This is a genomic window from Microbispora sp. H10670 (genome assembly GCF_014161385.1).
In the GTDB taxonomy this organism is placed as follows: Bacteria; Actinomycetota; Actinomycetes; order Streptosporangiales; family Streptosporangiaceae; genus Microbispora; species Microbispora triticiradicis.
The window spans coordinates 74,200-90,784 of the sequence record NZ_JABBWW010000004.1 but is presented as its reverse complement, the minus strand read 5'-3'; the positions used below and the strand labels follow the sequence as shown (position 1 = coordinate 90,784).

Here is a 16,585-nt window from a genome sequence, read left to right as displayed (position 1 = left end):
GGTTAAATGCCACCAGTACCGCAATCTCTGCGAGCCGCGGAGATCGCGGCGACCGGCCGGCATGCCTGACACCCGAACGGACAACTGACGTGAGCAACGTCGCGGTGACCATCGCCCTGGTCCTCATATTCATCCTGATCGGCGGGTTCTTCGCGGCGGCCGAGATGGCGATGGTCTCCCTGCGGGAGAGCCAGATCCGCCGTCTGAGCCGCGAGGGACGCCGCGGCGCGCGGGTGCAGAAGCTCGCCCGCGACCCCAACCGCTTCCTGTCCGCGATCCAGGTCGGCGTGACGGTGGCGACGGTGCTGTCGGCCGCCCTCGGCGCCGACGCGCTGGGCCCGGAGTTCGCCCCGGTCCTGGAGGGGTGGGGCCTGCGGCCGGACGTGGCCGCGCCTGCCGCGTTCGTGACGGTCACGCTCGCCATCTCGTACGTCACCCTCGTGCTCGGCGAGCTCGCGCCCAAGCGGCTCGGCCGTCAGCGGGCGGAGAGCCTGTCGCTCATGACCGCCCCGCTGCTCGACCGGATCGCCACGCTGTCGCGGCCGGTGATCTGGGTGCTGTCGAAGTCGACCAACGGCATCGTACGGCTGGTGGGCGGCAACCCGTCCGCCGACAGGGCGGCCATGACGACCGAGGAACTGCGCGACATGGTCGTGGGGCACAAGGAACTCACGCAGGACGAGCGCGACGTGATCGCCGAGGTGTTCGCGGCGGGCAAGCGCCAGCTCAGGGAGGTCATGCTGCCCCGCACCGAGGTCGAGTTCATGGCCGCGGACACGCCGCTCGCCGAGGCCGCGGTGCTCGCCGCCGCCATGCCGCACTCCCGTTTCCCGGTCTACCGCGACACCTACGACGACGTCATCGGGTTCGTCCACGTCCGGGACCTGCTCGACCCGGTCAGGACCGGGCGGCTGGAGCCGATCAGCGAGGTCGTGCCGATCCGGCCGGTCAAGCTCGTGCCGGCCAGCAAGCGGGTGCTCGCCACGCTCGCCGAGATGCGCGACGAGGGCCACCACCTCGCCATCGTGGTGGACGAGTACGGCGGCACCGACGGCATCGTGACGCTGGAGGACCTGGTCGAGGAGCTCGTCGGCGACATCCGCGACGAGTACGACGAGAGCGGCGACGCCGTACGGGTGATCGCCGGTGACGTGGAGGTCGACGGGCTGGTCAACCTGGACGAGTTCCACGCGCAGACGGCGGTGCGGCTGCCCGGCGGGCCGTACGAGACGCTGGGCGGCTACGTCATGGCCTTCCTCGGTCACCTGCCGCAGCGCGGCGAGGTCGCGGAGGCGCCGGGCGTCACGCTGACCGTGACCGAGATGGACGGCCGCCGGGTCTCCCGCGTCCGCGTCACCCGCAATCCCCCCGCGGAGGAGGGCTCCGCCGAAGAGCCCCCGGCCGCGACCGTCTGACGGTCGTCCGGGGCCCGGCGCGTGTGTCGCGGGCAGCCCGGGAGTCCTGACAGAATTGCCCCATGGCTCTCGCTCGCGTCCTGTCCGGCATCCAGCCCACCGCCGACTCGTTCCACCTGGGGAACTACCTCGGTGCCGTCCGGCAGTACGTCGCGTTGCAGGACACCCACGAGGCCTTCTTCTTCATCGCCGACCTGCACGCGCTGACGGTCTCCCCGAAGCCGGAGGAGCTGCGCCGCCGCACCAGGGTCGCCGCCGCCCAGCTCTTCGGGGCGGGCCTCGACCCGGAGCGCGCCTCGGTGTTCGCCCAGAGCCACGTACGCGAGCACAGCGAGCTCGCCTGGTACCTCATCTGCCAGACCGGCATGGGCGAGGCCGGGCGGATGACCCAGTTCAAGGACAAGTCCGCCAGGTACGGCGAGAGCTCGGCCGGAGTCGGCCTGTTCACCTACCCGATCCTCCAGGCGGCCGACATCCTGATCTACCAGGCCGACCAGGTGCCGGTGGGCGTGGACCAGAAGCAGCACCTGGAGCTCAGCCGCGACCTCGCGCAGCGCTTCAACAGCCGCTACGGCCCGACCTTCAAGGTGCCGAACCCCTACATCCTCAAGGAGGTCGAGAAGATCACCGACCTCCAGGACCCGACCGCGAAGATGTCCAAGTCGTCGTCGAGCCCGCAGGGCATCATCGACGTCCTGGAGGAGCCGAACGCGCTGCGCAAGAAGATCATGCGCGCGGTGACCGACACCGGCAGCGAGGTCGTCGCCGACGAGGAGAACAAGCCGGGCGTCACCAACCTGCTGCGGATCCAGTCCGCGCTGACCGGCACGCCGATCCCCGAGCTGGAGGCCCGGTTCGCCGGGCAGGGCTACGGCACCTTCAAGAAGGAGGTCGCCGAGGCGGTCATCGAGACGTTCGCCCCGATCCGCGAGCGTACGGAGAAGCTGCTGGCCGACGAGGCCGAGCTCGACCGGCTGCTGGTCGCGGGCGCGGCCCGGGCCCGGGCGGTGGCCCGCGAGACGATGGCCCAGGTGCGCGAGCGCCTCGGCCTGCTGCCGTCCCCGCCCCTCGGCTGACCGGCACGCCTGCGCGAGCAGGCATCGAGCCCGCTCCGCGGGGTAGACAACCGCGATGAGGTTGGGGATCGTCGAGCAGGTCACCCGGCGGGTGGACGCGGTCAAGGCGACGGGCCGAGTGTGGGTCGAGCGCAACCGGATCCGCTTCCGCGCGCTCGACCATCTCATCCGGACCGTGCAGCGCTACCAGGTGCAGACGGGCGACCGGCTGGCCGGCGCCATCACCTACTTCGCGTTCCTGTCGTTCTTCCCGCTGATCGCACTGGCCTTCGCGCTGTTCGGGTACGTCGTGACGATCCGCCCGGACGCGCTCGCCACGCTCACGGAGGCGATCAACAGCCAGCTTCCCGGGCTCGCCGGGCAGCTGCACATCGACCAGCTCGCCGGGGCGCGGGCGCGGGCCGGGCTCATCGGCCTGCTCGGCCTGGTCTACGCCGGCCTGGGCGCGATGGACGCGCTGCGCGGGGCCCTGCGCACCGTCTGGATGACCTGCGAGCCGCCGCTCAACTACTTCGTCGGCAAGCTGCGCGACCTCGTCGCGCTCGTGCTCATGGGTGTCGTCCTGCTCGCCTCGGTGATCGCGAGCGGCTTCGCCACCGGGGCCACGAACACGGTCGCCGGCTGGCTCGGCCTCGGCTCCTCACCGCTCGCCGGTCTCGGCGTCTGGCTCGCCGGGGTGGCCGCGAGCCTCGTCGCCGACCTGCTGCTCTTCCTGGTCATCCTCGGCTGGCTGGCCAAACCGGGGCAGCCGTTCCTCGTCGTGCTCAAGGGCGCGCTGCTGGGCGCGGTCGGATTCGGGGTGCTCAAGCAGCTCGCCGCGCTGATCCTCTCCAGCACCCTGCACAACCCGGTGTACGGCACGTTCGCGGTGGTCGTGGGGCTGCTGCTGTGGATCAACCTGTCGGCCCGGGTGATCCTCTACGCCGCCGCGTGGACGGCGACGGCCACCCTCGGCCCGCCTCCCGAGCCCACTCCGCTTCCCTCGCCCGCGACCACCCCCACCACCGGTCCCGCGTGACCGCGCGCCTCTAACGCGGGCGCAACCCCTTGAGCGCGGTCTCCACGACCGTGTCGGCGTACTCGGGAGTGAGCGGGCCGCTGCGCTGGAGCCACCGGTTGAGCAGCGGTCCCCACAGCATCTCGATCGCGACGTCCAGGTCCAGGTCCCCGGAGAGCTGCCCGGCCCGCTGCGCGCTGCGCAGCCGCTGCTTCTTCAGCTCCTTCATCGGCCGGTCGAGCCGTTCGGCGTACGCCGCGGCGAGCGCGGGGTCGTGCGGGATCTCCGTGTTGAGCGCGCGCATGGGCTCGTCGTACCGCGGGTCGTTCAGCTCGGCGACCGTGGCGCGCAGGACCGTCTTCAGGTCGGCCTCCAGGTCGCCGGTGTCGGGCAGCGCCGGCGAATCGCCCTCGCCCTCACTGAGCATCAGGAACGCGTCGAAGAGCACCGCTCCCTTGGAGGGCCACCAGCGGTAGATGGTCTGCTTGCCGACCCCGGCCCGGGCGGCGATCCCCTCGATGCTCAGCTTCGCGTAGCCGACCTCGCCGACGAGTTCGAACGCCGCGGTGAGGATGGCCCGCCGTGAGGCCTCGCTGCGGCGTCTCGTGCCGGGAGTCGTGCCGTGCTGTGCCGTCATGCCGCCGAACCTACCAAGAATGGGACGAGACGGTCCGTCTTGACATGCTTCCGATGCGACGTCACTATTGGTCAAACGAGACGAGACGTCTCGTCCAGTATCGACAATCCGATTGGAGCCGCATGCGTACGACGACCGACGAGTCGGGCCGGGTCTGGTTCATCACCGGTGCGGGGCGGGGCCTCGGCCGGGCGTTCACCCGGGCCGCGCTCGACAACGGCGACCGGGTGGTGGCCGCGACCCGGACCGTGGCGCCGCTGGAGGACATGGCCGCCGGGCACGAGGACAGGCTGCTCGTGCACCCTCTGGACGTCACCGACCGCGCGGCGGTCTTCGCCGCGGTCGCCCGGGCGGCCGAACGCTTCGGCCGGCTCGACGTCGTGGTGAACAACGCCGGGATCATGTCCATGGGGATGATCGAGGAGTTCACCGAGGCCGAGGCCCGGGCCCAGATGGAGACCAACTTCTTCGGCGCGTTGTGGGTCGGTCAGGCCGTAATGCCCCGCATGCGGGCCCAGGGGTCCGGGCACATCGTGCAGATCTCCAGCATCGGAGCGCTCGGCGGCTTCCCCACGACGGGGCTGTACAGCGCGAGCAAGTTCGCTCTGGAGGGGATGAGCGAGGCTCTGGCGATGGAGGCCGCGCGGTTCGGGGTCAGGGTCACCATCGTCGAGCCCGGCGGCTACTGGACCAACCTCTACAGCGGCATGACCGCGACCACGCCGATCCCTGACTACGCACCCCTGCGGGCGGAGCTGGAGAAGCAGTGGGCCGAGGGATCGGTGGACAGCGACCCCCGGCTGGCCGCCGAGGCCGTGCTGAGGCTCGTCGGGAGCGACGAGCCGCCGCTGCGGCTGCTGCTGGGCGGCACGGCCTACGACCTGGCCTTCGACGTCTCCCGCCGGCGGATGGAGACCTGGGCCCAGTGGGAGGAGGTCAGCCGCGCCGCCGAGCACGCCATCCCCGCCCCTCCCGCTGTCTGACGGGCGCTGTTCGACGGGCGCTGTTCGACGGGCGCCGTCCGGCAGGGGCCGTCTAGCCGGCGGTGTCGCCGGGGGTCCTCCGGCGGCGGCGCAGGGCGTACGCGCCGCCGAGGGCGAGCGCCGCCAGCGCGCCGCCACCGGCGAGCAGGGGGACGGCCATCCCCGAGCCGCCCGCGGCAGGCTCCTTGCCCGCCACCCGGCGCGCGTCACCGCCCGAGCCGTCCGCCGCGCCGGGCGTCCGCGTGGGCCGTACGGCCAGGGCGGACGACGAGGGCGCGGGGTCGGGCACCGGTTTGACCAGTTCGCCGATGGGGGCGACCCGGCTGCGCGCGGCGAAGCCCCAGTCGAGCAGCTTGGAGACCTCCTCCCAGAAGCCGCCGGGGTGATGCATGATCACGACGATGATCGTGTGGCCGTCGCGGCGGGCCGCGCCCACGAAGCTGCCGAGAGCCTTCGACGTCCAGCCGTTCTTCACGCCGAGCATGCCCTTGTAACGCCCGAGCAGCCGGTTGTGGTTGGCCATCTCGTAGTAGGCGGGCGCCGGAGACTCACTGGGGTCGGAGTCGTCGTGGTGCTTCTTCTTCTTTTTCTTGCCGTAGTCCTTCGGCGCCGGGAACTTGGCGACCTTCGTGCTGATGTACTCGCGGAAGGCCGGCATCGCCAGCCCGGCCCTGGCGATGAGGGCGAGGTCGTACGCCGAGCTGCGCTGGCCGGGGGCGTCCAGGCCGTTCGGCGTCTTGGCCACCGTGTCGTACGCCTGGAGTTTGCGCGCCTGTCTGTTCATGTCGGCGAGCGTCCTGGGCAGGCCGCCGTTGGCCTCGGCGAGCGCGACCGCGGCGTCGTTGGCGGAGACCATGAGGAGGGCACGCATGAGGTCGTCGATCTTGTAGATCGGTTCGGGGACGATCCCGACGGCGCTGCCCTCGACGTTGCAGGCCTTCTCGCTCGGCTTGATCTTGCGATTCTTGTCCAGTCTGGGGATCAGCGTCACGGCCGTGAGCGTCTTCAGGGTGCTCGCCGGCAGATAGCGCCCGTGCGGGTCCTTCGCCGCGAGCACCGCGCCGGTGTCCGCGTCGGCGACGAGGTAGGCGGAGGACTCGGTCTTGGGCGGCGCCTTGAAACCGTCCGGCGCGATGACGCCGTGACCGGCCAGCCGTTCCCCGCCGACGGTGGCGGCCCCCGCCGTTCCGGTCGTCCCGGCGGCCGCGGTCCCGCTCGCCCGCGGGGCCGGCGGACTCGGCACGGCACGCGTTCCGGCGGCGGGAGAGGCGCCGAGCAGCGCCGTCGTCAGCAGCCCCGCCGTCGCCCCGGCCGCGGTGAGGGCCCGTAGGTTCGTCCCCATAGGTGGCTCAGCCTAGCCTCGACTGTTTTCGCATGAAGCGACATATGCCCCATAGACCTCGGGGCCACGCGGAGAGCCGTCGATACTGTGAGCATGACGAGACGTGTCTCCGCCTTTCTCGTGGCGCTCGCCGCGTTCATGATCTTCGAGTGGATCAACCTGGGCTTCAACCTCGCCGACGGGCACAAGACGTCCTTCTATGTCGTCCACGGGGTGCTGATCGCGGTGAACATCCTCCTGGCGCTGACGCTCGCGGCCGTGGGCGTGCGGGGATGGATGAGGGGTAGGGCTGACCTCTGACGACGTTGTCCGGCACGACCAAGTGATGGAGGCAAGCGGTGACGATCGAGTTCAATCCCTCGCGGGGTGCGACGCTCGGGGTGGAGTGGGAGCTTCAGCTCGTCGACACGCACACGCGGCATCTGCGCCAGGACGCGAGGGACGTGCTCGCCGCGGTCCCCGACCTCAGTGAGGGCCAGCGGCCCAAGGCGATGCACGAGCTGATGCAGTCGCAGGTCGAGATCATCACCGACGTCTGCCACACGGTCGCCGAGGCCGTACAGGATCTGCGCAAGAGCATCGGCCGGCTGACCGAGGCGGTCGAGCCGCGCGGCATCGCGCTCGCCTGCACCGGGACCCACGCGATCAGCGACTGGCGGGACGCCGTCTACGCGCCCAACCAGCGGTACGTCGAGCTGGTCGAGGAGATGCAGTGGCTCGCCTGGCGCATCCAGACGTTCGGCGTGCACGTCCACGTGGGCGTCCGGGAGCGCGACAAGGTCATCCCGATCGTCAACGCCCTCGCGGCGTACCTCCCGCACTTCCTCGCGCTCACCTCCTCCAGCCCCTACTGGGGCGGGCAGGACACCGGGCTGGCGTCCAGCCGGGCCATCGTCTTCGGCTCGCTGCCCACCGCCGGGCCGCCGCACCTGCTGGCCGACTGGGCCGAGTTCGAGGAGTACATGGACACGCTGATCAAGGCGGGCACGATCCGCAGCATCAAGGAGGTGTGGTGGGACATCCGGCCGCACCCCGACTTCGGCACGATCGAGATCCGGATGTTCGACGGCATCCCCACGCCGCGCGAGGTCGGCATGGTCGCCGCGCTGTCCCAGTGCCTCGTGCAGCAGTTCGACCAGCAGATCGACCGGGGCTACACGCTGCCGCATCCGGCGGCGTGGGTGGTGCGTGACAACAAGTGGCGCGCGACGCGGTATGGTCTCGACGCGGACGTGATCACCGACGACCATGGCTCCACGGCGCCGATGCGCGACGTATTGTATGAACTTCAGCGCGAACTCGAACCGGTCGCCGAGCGGCTCGGCTGTGCCGAGGAACTGGCGGTCGTGACCGACGTGCTGGAGCAGGGAAGCTCCTCCGAGCGCCAGCGGGCGATCCTCGCCGACGGAGGGAGCCTCCAGGACGTGGTCGATGCCACGATCATCGAGCTCGCCGAGGACAGGTTCGTGACGTCGAACCCCAACCGCGACGCCGGGCATTCGGGCTCCTGAAGGGGTACGCCTGAGATGTACCGGGAAACTTCGCCGCAGTTCTGACAACAGGCGGTGACCGGTGTAAATACTGGGCAATCCGCCGTATCAAGGGGCCGCGGCATGGAAGGATTGTGAATGAAGGGTCGGTGGAGGCGAGACACGCCCGCTCGACCCTTCTGGGCTTTTTCATGACTTTTAGTGATCATATGGACGATCCGATGACCCGTGGCCGGGACGGCTCACCGGAGAAGGGAAGACCCGTGGCCACCTCATCGAAGCTCGCTACGCCGGACGCGGCCGTGCCAGGAAGTGCCGACCTGGCCGGGCAACTGGCGGACTTCCTTCGCGAGCACAACGATGAGCTGATCGAGTTCCGGCGCGATCTGCACGCGCATCCGGAGATCGCCTTCAGCGAGCATCGCACGACGGAGAAGATCGCCGAGCGCATGACCGACGCCGGTCTCACGCCGCACCCGCTGTCCCGCGGGACCGGCCTGTGGGTGGACCTCGGCCGGGGCGAAGGGCCGACGATCGCCCTGCGCGCCGACATCGACGCGCTGCCGATGGAGGACGAGAAGGACGTCCCCTATCGCTCCACGAACCCGAACGCCTGCCACGCCTGCGGCCATGACGTGCACACCACCATGGTCATCGGCGCGGGGCTGTTCCTGGCGTCGCAGGCCGACGCGGGCGCGCTGCCCGGCCGGGTACGGCTGATCTTCCAGCCCGCCGAGGAGGTGGCGAGCGGCGCCCTGGAGGTCATGCGCGACGGCGGCCTGAACGACGTCGACCGCATCTTCGCGCTGCACTGCGACCCGCGCCTCGACGCCGGCCACGTCGGCCTGCGCACCGGCCCGATCACCGGGTCGTGCGACAGCCTGCGCATCCGGGTGGCCGGCCCCGGCGGGCACACCGCCCGGCCCCACCTGACCGTGGACCTCGTCTACGCGCTCAGCAAGATCGTCACCGAGCTGCCGGCCGCGCTGTCGCGGCGCGTGGACCCCCGGTCCAGCCTCAGCCTCGTGTGGGGCCAGATCTCGGCCGGGTCCGTGGCCAACGCGATCCCGGACGTCGGCATGGCCCAGGGCACGATCAGGTCGCTGGACGAGGAGGCCTGGCACCAGGCCCCCGACCTCGTCAAGGCGCTGCTCGACTCGGTCGCCTGCGCGTACGGCGTGGACGCCGAGATCGACTACCGGCGCGGCACGCCGCCCACGGTGAACGAGGCCACCAGCATCCAGATGCTGCACGACGCGGTCACCCAGATCATCGGCGAGGGCAGGGCCGTGCCCACCCCGCAGAGCCTCGGCGGCGAGGACTTCTCCTGGTACCTCGAATCGGTGCCCGGCGCGCTCGCCCGGCTCGGCACCCGCCCGCCGGGGGTCGTGGACGAGGTCGACCTCCACCGGCCGCAGTTCGACGTGGACGAGCGCGCCATCGGCATCGGCGTCAAGGTGCTCGCCGCCACCGCGCTCACCGCCCTGTGGGGCGGCAACCGCTGACACGTCGGGGCGGTGCGTGGCGGGTCCCGACCTGCCGCACCGCCCGGATTCCCGCTTGACGCCTCCGCGCCGCCCTCGCCGCGCAGACCGCCCACCCGCGTGATCGTCCGGCCCGCATGACCGAGTTTTCCCAGGCTGTCCCCGGGTCACAGCCCGGACTGGGGTCAATAACGGACATGTTGCGGAGTGGTATGCGGGTTTGGTCTATGCAGGTCAAACAACTATCTTCCGTGCAGGGTTGCCGTGCGTTCCTGCGTGCGTGCGACGAGGGACGGCGGGGAACGGAAGGGGAGTCAACACCTTGCTCCGCAATCGAGTTAGCAGACTGGCCGCCGCCACCATGGGTGGCGCCTTGCTCATGGCCGCCGCCGCGTGTGGGGGCGGCGACGACACCACCACCGGAGCCACGGCCGGCGCGTCCTCCGCGCCCGCCGCCGCCGGCGCGAAGGTGGGCATGGCGTACGACATCGGCGGCCGCGGCGACGGTTCGTTCAACGACGCCGCCGCCAGGGGCCTCGACCAGGCCGAGTCGGAGCTGAAGATCGAGAAGAAGGAACTGGAGGCGACGGCGGGGGAGACCGACGCCCAGAAGGAGGAGCGGCTGCGCCTGCTCGCCAACGGCGGGTACAACCCGGTCATCGCGGTGGGCTTCGTCTACTCGGGCCCCTTGGTGAAGGTCGCCAAGGAGTTCCCCGACGTCAAGTTCGCCATCGTCGACGACGACGCCGCCAAGGCCGACAACATCACCAACCTGATGTTCGCCGAGGAGCAGGGGTCGTTCCTCGTCGGCGCCGCGGCGGCGCTGAAGTCCGAGAAGGGCAACATCGGCTTCGTGGGCGGCGTCGACGTGCCGCTGATCCACAAGTTCGAGGCGGGCTTCGAGGCCGGTGCGAAGGCCGTCAAGCCGGACATCAAGATCCAGACCAAGTACCTCACCCAGCCCCCGGACTTCGGCGGCTTCGGCGACCCGGCCAAGGGCAAGACCGCCGCGACGGGCATGTACGACGCCGGCGCGGACGTGGTCTACCAGGCGGCCGGCGGCTCCGGCGGGGGCGTGTTCGAGGCGGCCAAGGCCGCCAAGGCGATGGCGATCGGGGTCGACTCCGACCAGGCAGCCCTCCCGGCGTACGCCGACTTCAAGGACGTGATCATGACGTCCATGATCAAGAAGGTCGACGTGGCCGTCTTCGACTTCCTGAAGAACTTCACCTCCGGCACGGTCAAGGCCGGTCCGGCCATCTACGACCTCAAGGCCGGCGGCGTCGACTACTCCACGACCGGCGGCAAGATCGACGACATCAAGCCGAAGATCGACGAGTACAAGCAGAAGATCATCAGCGGCGAGATCTCGGTCCCGAGCTCCTGACCTGCGCAATCAAGGGGCCCGGTGGCACCCGCCCCGGGCCCTTTTGTTCTACTCTGACTACCACTTGACCGTCATCGGGCACTCCGCGAGGAGGAGGCCGCCATTACCGTCGCCACCGCTACGGCACCCGCAGTAGAGCTCTCCGGGATCACCAAGAGGTTCCCGGGAGTCGTCGCCAACAGCGACATCCACCTCCGCGTCGCCCGAGGGCACATCCACGCCATCGTCGGCGAGAACGGCGCGGGCAAGTCCACGCTCATGAAGATCCTCTACGGGATGCAGCGGCCCGACGAGGGCGAGATCCGCGTCGACGGGTCACCTGTGGGGTTCCACACTCCCGCCGACGCCATCTCCGCCGGCATCGGGATGGTCCACCAGCACTTCATGCTGGCCGACAACCTGACCGTCCTGGAGAACGTGGTGCTCGGCAGCGAGCCCCGCCGAGGCGGGGTCGCCCTCGACTTCGCCGCCGCGCGCAGGAAGATCAAGGACATCTCCGACGCGTACGGCCTGGGCGTGCGCCCCGACGTGCCGGTGGAGGAACTGGGGGTCGGCGACCGCCAGCGGGTGGAGATCCTGAAGGTGCTCTACCGGGGCGCCCGCATCCTGATCCTGGACGAGCCGACCGCCGTGCTCGTGCCGCACGAGGTGGACGAGCTGTTCGACAACCTGCGCGGCCTGGTCCGCGAGGGACTGACGATCCTGTTCATCTCCCACAAGCTGGACGAGGTGCTGCGGGTCGCCGACGCGATCACCGTCATCCGGCGGGGCACCACGGTCGCGACCGTGGACCCGAAGGACGTCACCTCCCGCAAGCTCGCCGAGCTCATGGTCGGCAGCGCGCTGCCCAGCCCCGAGACCCGCGAGTCGACCGTCACCGACGTCGTCGCCCTGTCCGTACGCGACCTGACCGTGCGCACCGGCGACGGGCGGCCGGTGGTCGAGAACGTGAGCTTCGACATCCGCAAGGGCGAGGTGCTCGGCATCGCGGGCGTCGAGGGCAACGGCCAGGCGGAACTGGTCGAGGCGATCATGGGCATGCGCCCCTGCGAGGTGGCCGCGCTCACCCTCGGCGGCGCCGACATCTCCCAGTGGCCGACGCTCAGACGGCGCGCGGGCGGGATCGGCTACATCCCCGAGGACCGCCACCGGCACGGCCTGCTGCTGGAGTCCCCGCTGTGGGAGAACCGCATCCTCGGTCACCAGACGCGCAGGCCGAACGTCAGGGGGCCGTGGATCGACCGCGCGGGCGCGCGGGCCGACACCCGGCGGATCGTCGAGGACTACGACGTCCGCACCCCCGGGATCGACGTGGACGCCGCCGCGCTGTCCGGCGGCAACCAGCAGAAGCTGATCGTCGGCCGCGAGATGAGCGGTGACCCCGTGCTGCTCATCGCCAGCCATCCCACCCGCGGCGTCGACATCGGCGCGCAGGCGGCGATCTGGGACCACCTGCGCACCGCGCGTGCCGCCGGGCTGGCCGTGCTGCTGATCTCCGCGGACCTGGACGAGCTGATCGGGCTGTCCGACACGCTCAAGGTGATCCTGCGCGGCAGGATCGTCGCCGACGTCGATCCCGCGAACGTGACGCCCGAGCAACTGGGCTCGGCGATGACCGGCGCCGGGGAGGGCGTATGAACGGCTTCCTCGACCGGGTGCTCGGCCGGGTTCGGCTGGGCGGCTGGCTCGCCGTGGCCGCGCCGGTCGTCGCGGTCGTCTTCGCGGTGCTGATCACCTCGGTGGTCCTGCTCGTCGCCGGCAAGGAGCCGGTGGAGGCGTTCACCACGCTCGCGGACTACGGCACCCAGCCGCGGTCGATGGTCATGATCCTCAACACCGGGGTCATGTACTACATCTCCGCGCTCGCGGTGGCCGTCGGCTTCCGGATGAACCTCTTCAACATCGGCGTGGACGGCCAGTACCGCCTGGCGGCCGTGATCGCGGCCGGGCTCGGCGGCGCCGCCGTCGTCCCCGGTGTGCTGAACATCGTCCTCGTGGTCGTCGCCGCGGTGGTCGTCGGGGCGCTGTGGGCCGCCATCGCCGGCCTGCTCCGGGTCTACCGGGGCGTGAGCGAGGTCATCTCGACCATCATGCTGAACGCGATCGCCACCGGCCTCGGGTCCTGGCTGGTCAGCGAGCACTTCGGCGTGCTGACCGGCAACGACCTCGGCACCCGGCCGATCCCCGACGACGCGCACGTGCCCGGCATCCCGCTCGTCGCGGGCACGCCGGTGCTGGTCAACGGGTTCATCGTGGTCGCGATCCTGCTCGGCGCCGCGTACTGGGTCGTGCTCAACCGCACCCGGTTCGGCTTCGAGCTTCGGGCGACCGGCAAGTCCGAGTCGGCCGCGGTGGCCAGCGGGGTCGGCGTGAAGAAGATGATCGTCGTCACGATGGTCATGTCGGGGGCGATCGCCGGCCTGATCGGCATGCCGGAGCTGCTCGGCGCCTCCTACAAGTACAGCAACAACTTCCCCGCCGGCCTCGGCTTCACCGGCATCGCGATCGCCCTGCTCGGCCGCAACAGCCCGGTCGGCATGGCGGTCGGCGCGTTGCTGTGGAGCTTCCTCGACAACTCGTCGAACCAGCTCCAGCTGCTCGACATCTCCAAGGAGATCGTCCAGATCATGCAGGGCGTCGTCGTGCTCTCCGTGATCATCGCGTACGAGCTGGTGCACCGGTACCGGCTCGTGGCGGAGCAGCGCCGGGTGAGCCGCCAGCTCGCCGCCCCGGCGGAGCCGCCCAGGGCGGAGGCGGCGGTATGAGCGGGCGAATCGGTGAACGCGGCGCGGCGGACGGAACTGAGGAGACGGCATGACGGCGACGGACCTTCCGGTCGAGCGCCCGGTCGAGACGCCTCCGGCGCGGCGGTTCCGGCTGTCGGCGCCGGTGCTCCTGCTCGGGCTGGCCGGGCTGGTGGTGCTGCTGTCGGTCGCGCGCCTGGTGACCGGGGCGAACGACATCACGTCGGCGGGCACGGTCAGCGCCGCGCTCGGCCTCGCCGTGCCGATCGGCCTCGCCGGGCTCGGCGGCCTGTGGTCGGAGCGGGCCGGCGTGGTCAACATCGGCCTCGAAGGCATGATGGTGCTCGGCACGTGGTTCGGCGCCTGGGGCGCGCTCCAGTTCCACAGCCCGTGGGCGGGCGTGCTCGCCGGCGCGGTCGGCGGTGCGCTGGGCGCGGCGATCCACGCGGTCGCGACGGTGACCTTCGGCGTCGACCACATCATCTCCGGCGTCGCGATCAACATCGTCGGCGTCGGCGTCACGCAGTACCTGTCCCAGCTCGTCTTCAACGGCATGCCGGGCGGCGGCACCAAGAACTCTCCGCCGCTGCCGAAGATGGGCACGGTGAGCCTGGGCTTCCTCGACGACCCGCTGCGTACCGTCGAGGCGAACCACTGGTTCGTGCTGTCCGACTTCGCGGGCGTGCTGCGGGGCATCACCCAGGGCGTGTCCTGGTTCACGATCCTGGCGATCCTGCTGGTCCCGCTGTCGCTCTACATCCTGTGGCGCACGCCCTTCGGGCTGCGCCTGCGGGCGTGCGGCGAGCGGCCGGTCGCGGCCGAGTCGCTGGGCGTGAACGTCTACCTCTACAAGTGGGCCGCGGTGCTCGTCTCCGGCCTGCTCGCCGGGCTCGGCGGCGCGTTCCTGTCGCTGGTGGCCGCCGGCATCTACCGGGACGGCCAGACGGGCGGGCGCGGCTACATCGGCCTCGCCGCCATGATCTTCGGCAACTGGCGGCCGGGCGGGCTCGCCGGGGGCGCCGCGCTGTTCGGCTACACCGACGCGCTCCAGCTCCGCCAGGGCGGCATCTCGGTGCACGCGCTGCTGCTGGTCGTCGCGCTGCTGCTCGCCGCCGTGGCGGTCTACCAGCTCGTACGGCAGCGGCGGGCAGTCGCGGCGCTCGTCACCGGCGTCGTGGCGATCGCGGTGTTCGCGGTCTTCGCCCTGACGGACACCGTTCCAGAGCAGTTCACCTCGTTCACCCCCCACCTGACCACGCTGCTGGTGTTGTCGCTGGCATCGCAGCGGTTGCGGATGCCGGCGGCCGACGGCGTCCCGTACCGAAGGGGGCAGGCGAAATGACCATCGACTGGGAGGCGCTGCGCGAGGCGGCCCGCGAGGCCATGACCCACGCGTACGCGCCGTACTCGAAGTTCCCGGTGGGCGCGGCGGCGCTGGCCGACGACGGCCGCACCGTCACCGGCTGCAACGTGGAGAACGCGTCGTACGGCATCGGGCTGTGCGCCGAGTGCGGGCTCGTCTCGGCGCTGCACGCGAGCGGCGGCGGCCGGCTGGTGGCCTTCACCTGCGTGGACGGCCACGGCGAGCTGCTGATGCCGTGCGGGCGCTGCCGCCAGCTGCTGTTCGAGCACGGCGGCGCCGATCTGCTGGTGGAGACGCCCGACGGGCCGATGCGGATGGCGGACTTCCTGCCGTTCGCCTTCGGGCCAGACGACCTTTCGCGATAAAGGGGGAAACGTGGGGTTCGACGCGATCGAGGTCATCGTCGCCAAGCGGGACCGCGGCGAGCTGTCGGCCGCCCAGATCGACTGGGTGATCGACGCGTACACGCGCGGCGAGGTGGCCGACGAGCAGATGTCGGCGCTGCTGATGGCGATCCTGCTGAACGGCATGAACCGCAGGGAGATCGCGGACTGGACCCAGGCCATGATCAGGTCGGGGGAGCGGATGGACTGGTCCGCCCTCGACCGGCCCACCGCCGACAAGCACTCCACCGGCGGGGTCGGGGACAAGATCACTCTCCCGCTGGCCCCGCTGGTCGCCGCGTGCGGCGCGTACGTGCCGCAGCTGTCCGGGCGCGGCCTCGGGCACAGCGGAGGCACGCTGGACAAGCTGGAGTCGATTCCCGGCTGGCGGGCGTCCCTGTCCAACGAGGAGATGCTCGGCGTGATCCACTCGGCCGGCGCGGTCGTGTGCGCGGCGGGCGCGGGCCTCGCGCCCGCCGACCGCAAGCTCTACGCGCTGCGCGACGTCACCGGCACGGTCGAGTCGATCCCGCTGATCGCCTCCTCGATCATGTCGAAGAAGATCGCCGAGGGCACGGGCTCGCTGGTGCTCGACGTGAAGGCTGGCTCGGGCGCGTTCATGAAGACCGTGGACGACGCCCGCGAGCTCGCCCGGACGATGGTCGAGCTCGGCACCGACGCCGGGGTGCGCACGGTCGCCCTGCTGACCGCGATGGACCGGCCGCTCGGCCTCAAGGTCGGCAACGCGCTGGAGGTGGAGGAGGCCGTCGAGGTGCTCGCCGGCGGCGGCCCGGCCGACGTGGTCGAGCTCACCGTGCGGCTGGCCGAGGAGATGCTGGAGGCGGCCGCCGTGCCGGGCGCCCGGGATCCCGGGCAGGCGCTCAAGGACGGCTCGGCGATGGACGCCTGGCGGCGCATGATCGGCGCCCAGGGCGGCGACCCGGACGCGCCGCTGCCGAAGGCCGCCGAGTCGGCCGTGGTGACCGCTCCCGCCTCGGGCACGCTGGTCACGCTCGACGCGCTCAAGATCGGCGTGGCGGCCTGGCGGCTCGGCGCCGGACGGGCCCGCAAGGAGGACCCGGTGTCGGCGGGCGCGGGCGTCGTCCTGCACGCCAAGCCCGGCGACGAGGTCCGGGCCGGTGCCCCGCTGATGACCCTGTACGCCGACGAGGCCGGCCGGTTCGACCGGGCCCTCCAGGCGCTCGACGGCGCGTACGAGATCGGCGTGGACGGCGGCGCGGACCTGCTGCCCCTGGTCATCGACCGCGTCACCGCCTGACCTCC

Annotated in this window: 15 protein-coding genes; 13 read left to right on the top strand and 2 right to left on the bottom strand. The window is 71.1% G+C overall.

The annotated features are described in order from the left end of the window. The first annotated feature begins 89 nt into the window (after positions 1–89). From HHX33_RS07765 to HHX33_RS07755, 3 genes are all read left to right on the top strand, one after another. Positions 90–1,415 carry a hemolysin family protein gene (locus tag HHX33_RS07765; RefSeq protein ID WP_182874010.1) on the top strand — a complete coding sequence of 442 codons (1,326 nt, stop codon included), beginning with the start codon at positions 90–92 and terminating at the stop codon, positions 1,413–1,415. A 62-nt stretch (positions 1,416–1,477) separates the two neighbouring features. Next, positions 1,478–2,491, top strand: a complete 1,014-nt coding sequence (trpS, locus tag HHX33_RS07760; RefSeq protein ID WP_182874009.1) for a tryptophan--tRNA ligase — start codon at positions 1,478–1,480, stop codon at positions 2,489–2,491. 55 nt (positions 2,492–2,546) lie between these two features. After that, positions 2,547–3,509: a YihY/virulence factor BrkB family protein gene (locus HHX33_RS07755; protein ID WP_182874008.1), complete on the top strand. Its 963-nt coding sequence runs from the start codon at positions 2,547–2,549 to the stop codon at positions 3,507–3,509. Positions 3,510–3,519: 10 nt separating this feature from the next. Here HHX33_RS07755 and HHX33_RS07750 read toward each other — a convergent pair whose 3' ends face one another. Beyond that, the gene (locus tag HHX33_RS07750; protein WP_111698365.1) at positions 3,520–4,125 is read right to left on the bottom strand and encodes a TetR/AcrR family transcriptional regulator; all 606 of its coding nucleotides are present in this window, start codon (positions 4,123–4,125) and stop codon (positions 3,520–3,522) included. Positions 4,126–4,247: 122 nt separating this feature from the next. Between HHX33_RS07750 and HHX33_RS07745 the strand changes: the two genes are divergently transcribed. Next, positions 4,248–5,108 (top strand): SDR family NAD(P)-dependent oxidoreductase, encoded by an 861-nt coding sequence (locus tag HHX33_RS07745; RefSeq protein WP_182874007.1) that lies wholly within the window; start codon positions 4,248–4,250, stop codon positions 5,106–5,108. A 52-nt stretch (positions 5,109–5,160) separates the two neighbouring features. On the opposite strand, the gene HHX33_RS07740 is transcribed toward HHX33_RS07745, so the two are convergent. Continuing rightward, positions 5,161–6,450, bottom strand: coding sequence for a D-alanyl-D-alanine carboxypeptidase family protein (locus HHX33_RS07740; RefSeq protein ID WP_182874006.1), 1,290 nt, complete (start codon positions 6,448–6,450; stop codon positions 5,161–5,163). 93 nt (positions 6,451–6,543) lie between these two features. Here HHX33_RS07740 and HHX33_RS07735 point away from each other — a divergent pair, with 93 nt between their 5' ends. The 9 genes from HHX33_RS07735 (at position 6,544) to HHX33_RS07695 (ending at position 16,580) form a co-directional block, all read left to right on the top strand. After that, positions 6,544–6,750 (top strand): SCO4848 family membrane protein, encoded by a 207-nt coding sequence (locus HHX33_RS07735; RefSeq protein ID WP_220498736.1) that lies wholly within the window; start codon positions 6,544–6,546, stop codon positions 6,748–6,750. 38 nt (positions 6,751–6,788) lie between these two features. Next, positions 6,789–7,961 carry a glutamate--cysteine ligase gene (locus HHX33_RS07730; RefSeq protein WP_182874005.1) on the top strand — a complete coding sequence of 391 codons (1,173 nt, stop codon included), beginning with the start codon at positions 6,789–6,791 and terminating at the stop codon, positions 7,959–7,961. Between the two features lie 242 nt (positions 7,962–8,203). Then, on the top strand, positions 8,204–9,445 hold the full coding sequence (locus HHX33_RS07725) for an amidohydrolase (RefSeq protein ID WP_396784369.1): 1,242 nt from the start codon (positions 8,204–8,206) through the stop codon (positions 9,443–9,445). 340 nt (positions 9,446–9,785) lie between these two features. Further along, positions 9,786–10,811 carry a BMP family lipoprotein gene (locus tag HHX33_RS07720; RefSeq protein ID WP_165900500.1) on the top strand — a complete coding sequence of 342 codons (1,026 nt, stop codon included), beginning with the start codon at positions 9,786–9,788 and terminating at the stop codon, positions 10,809–10,811. 102 nt (positions 10,812–10,913) lie between these two features. Continuing rightward, positions 10,914–12,449 (top strand): ABC transporter ATP-binding protein, encoded by a 1,536-nt coding sequence (locus HHX33_RS07715; RefSeq protein WP_182874174.1) that lies wholly within the window; start codon positions 10,914–10,916, stop codon positions 12,447–12,449. After that, a complete protein-coding gene (locus HHX33_RS07710; protein ID WP_182874004.1) occupies positions 12,446–13,576 on the top strand; it encodes an ABC transporter permease in 1,131 nt (376 codons plus the stop codon). The genes HHX33_RS07715 and HHX33_RS07710 overlap by 4 nt, the downstream gene beginning before the upstream one ends. A gap of 49 nt (positions 13,577–13,625) precedes the next feature. After that, complete coding sequence (locus HHX33_RS07705) at positions 13,626–14,897, top strand: ABC transporter permease (RefSeq protein WP_182874003.1); 1,272 nt, start codon at positions 13,626–13,628, stop codon at positions 14,895–14,897. Then, positions 14,894–15,283, top strand: coding sequence for a cytidine deaminase (locus tag HHX33_RS07700; protein ID WP_111698348.1), 390 nt, complete (start codon positions 14,894–14,896; stop codon positions 15,281–15,283). The genes HHX33_RS07705 and HHX33_RS07700 overlap by 4 nt, the downstream gene beginning before the upstream one ends. Before the next feature lie 10 nt (positions 15,284–15,293). Further along, a complete protein-coding gene (locus HHX33_RS07695; RefSeq protein WP_182874002.1) occupies positions 15,294–16,580 on the top strand; it encodes a thymidine phosphorylase in 1,287 nt (428 codons plus the stop codon). Positions 16,581–16,585 lie beyond the last annotated feature (5 nt).

Bases quoted from the DNA above. Each gene is read 5' to 3' on its own strand.
- HHX33_RS07700 (WP_111698348.1), top strand. From the start codon at position 14,894: ATGACCATCGACTGGGAGGCGCTGCGCGAGGCGGCCCGCGAGGCCATG.
- HHX33_RS07740 (WP_182874006.1), bottom strand. From the start codon at position 6,450: ATGGGGACGAACCTACGGGCCCTCACCGCGGCCGGGGCGACGGCGGGG.
- HHX33_RS07705 (WP_182874003.1), top strand. From the start codon at position 13,626: ATGACGGCGACGGACCTTCCGGTCGAGCGCCCGGTCGAGACGCCTCCG.
- HHX33_RS07755 (WP_182874008.1), top strand. From the start codon at position 2,547: ATGAGGTTGGGGATCGTCGAGCAGGTCACCCGGCGGGTGGACGCGGTC.
- HHX33_RS07720 (WP_165900500.1), top strand. From the start codon at position 9,786: ATGGGTGGCGCCTTGCTCATGGCCGCCGCCGCGTGTGGGGGCGGCGAC.
- HHX33_RS07745 (WP_182874007.1), top strand. From the start codon at position 4,248: ATGCGTACGACGACCGACGAGTCGGGCCGGGTCTGGTTCATCACCGGT.
- trpS (WP_182874009.1), top strand. From the start codon at position 1,478: ATGGCTCTCGCTCGCGTCCTGTCCGGCATCCAGCCCACCGCCGACTCG.
- HHX33_RS07710 (WP_182874004.1), top strand. From the start codon at position 12,446: ATGAACGGCTTCCTCGACCGGGTGCTCGGCCGGGTTCGGCTGGGCGGC.
- HHX33_RS07750 (WP_111698365.1), bottom strand. From the start codon at position 4,125: ATGACGGCACAGCACGGCACGACTCCCGGCACGAGACGCCGCAGCGAG.
- HHX33_RS07735 (WP_220498736.1), top strand. From the start codon at position 6,544: ATGACGAGACGTGTCTCCGCCTTTCTCGTGGCGCTCGCCGCGTTCATG.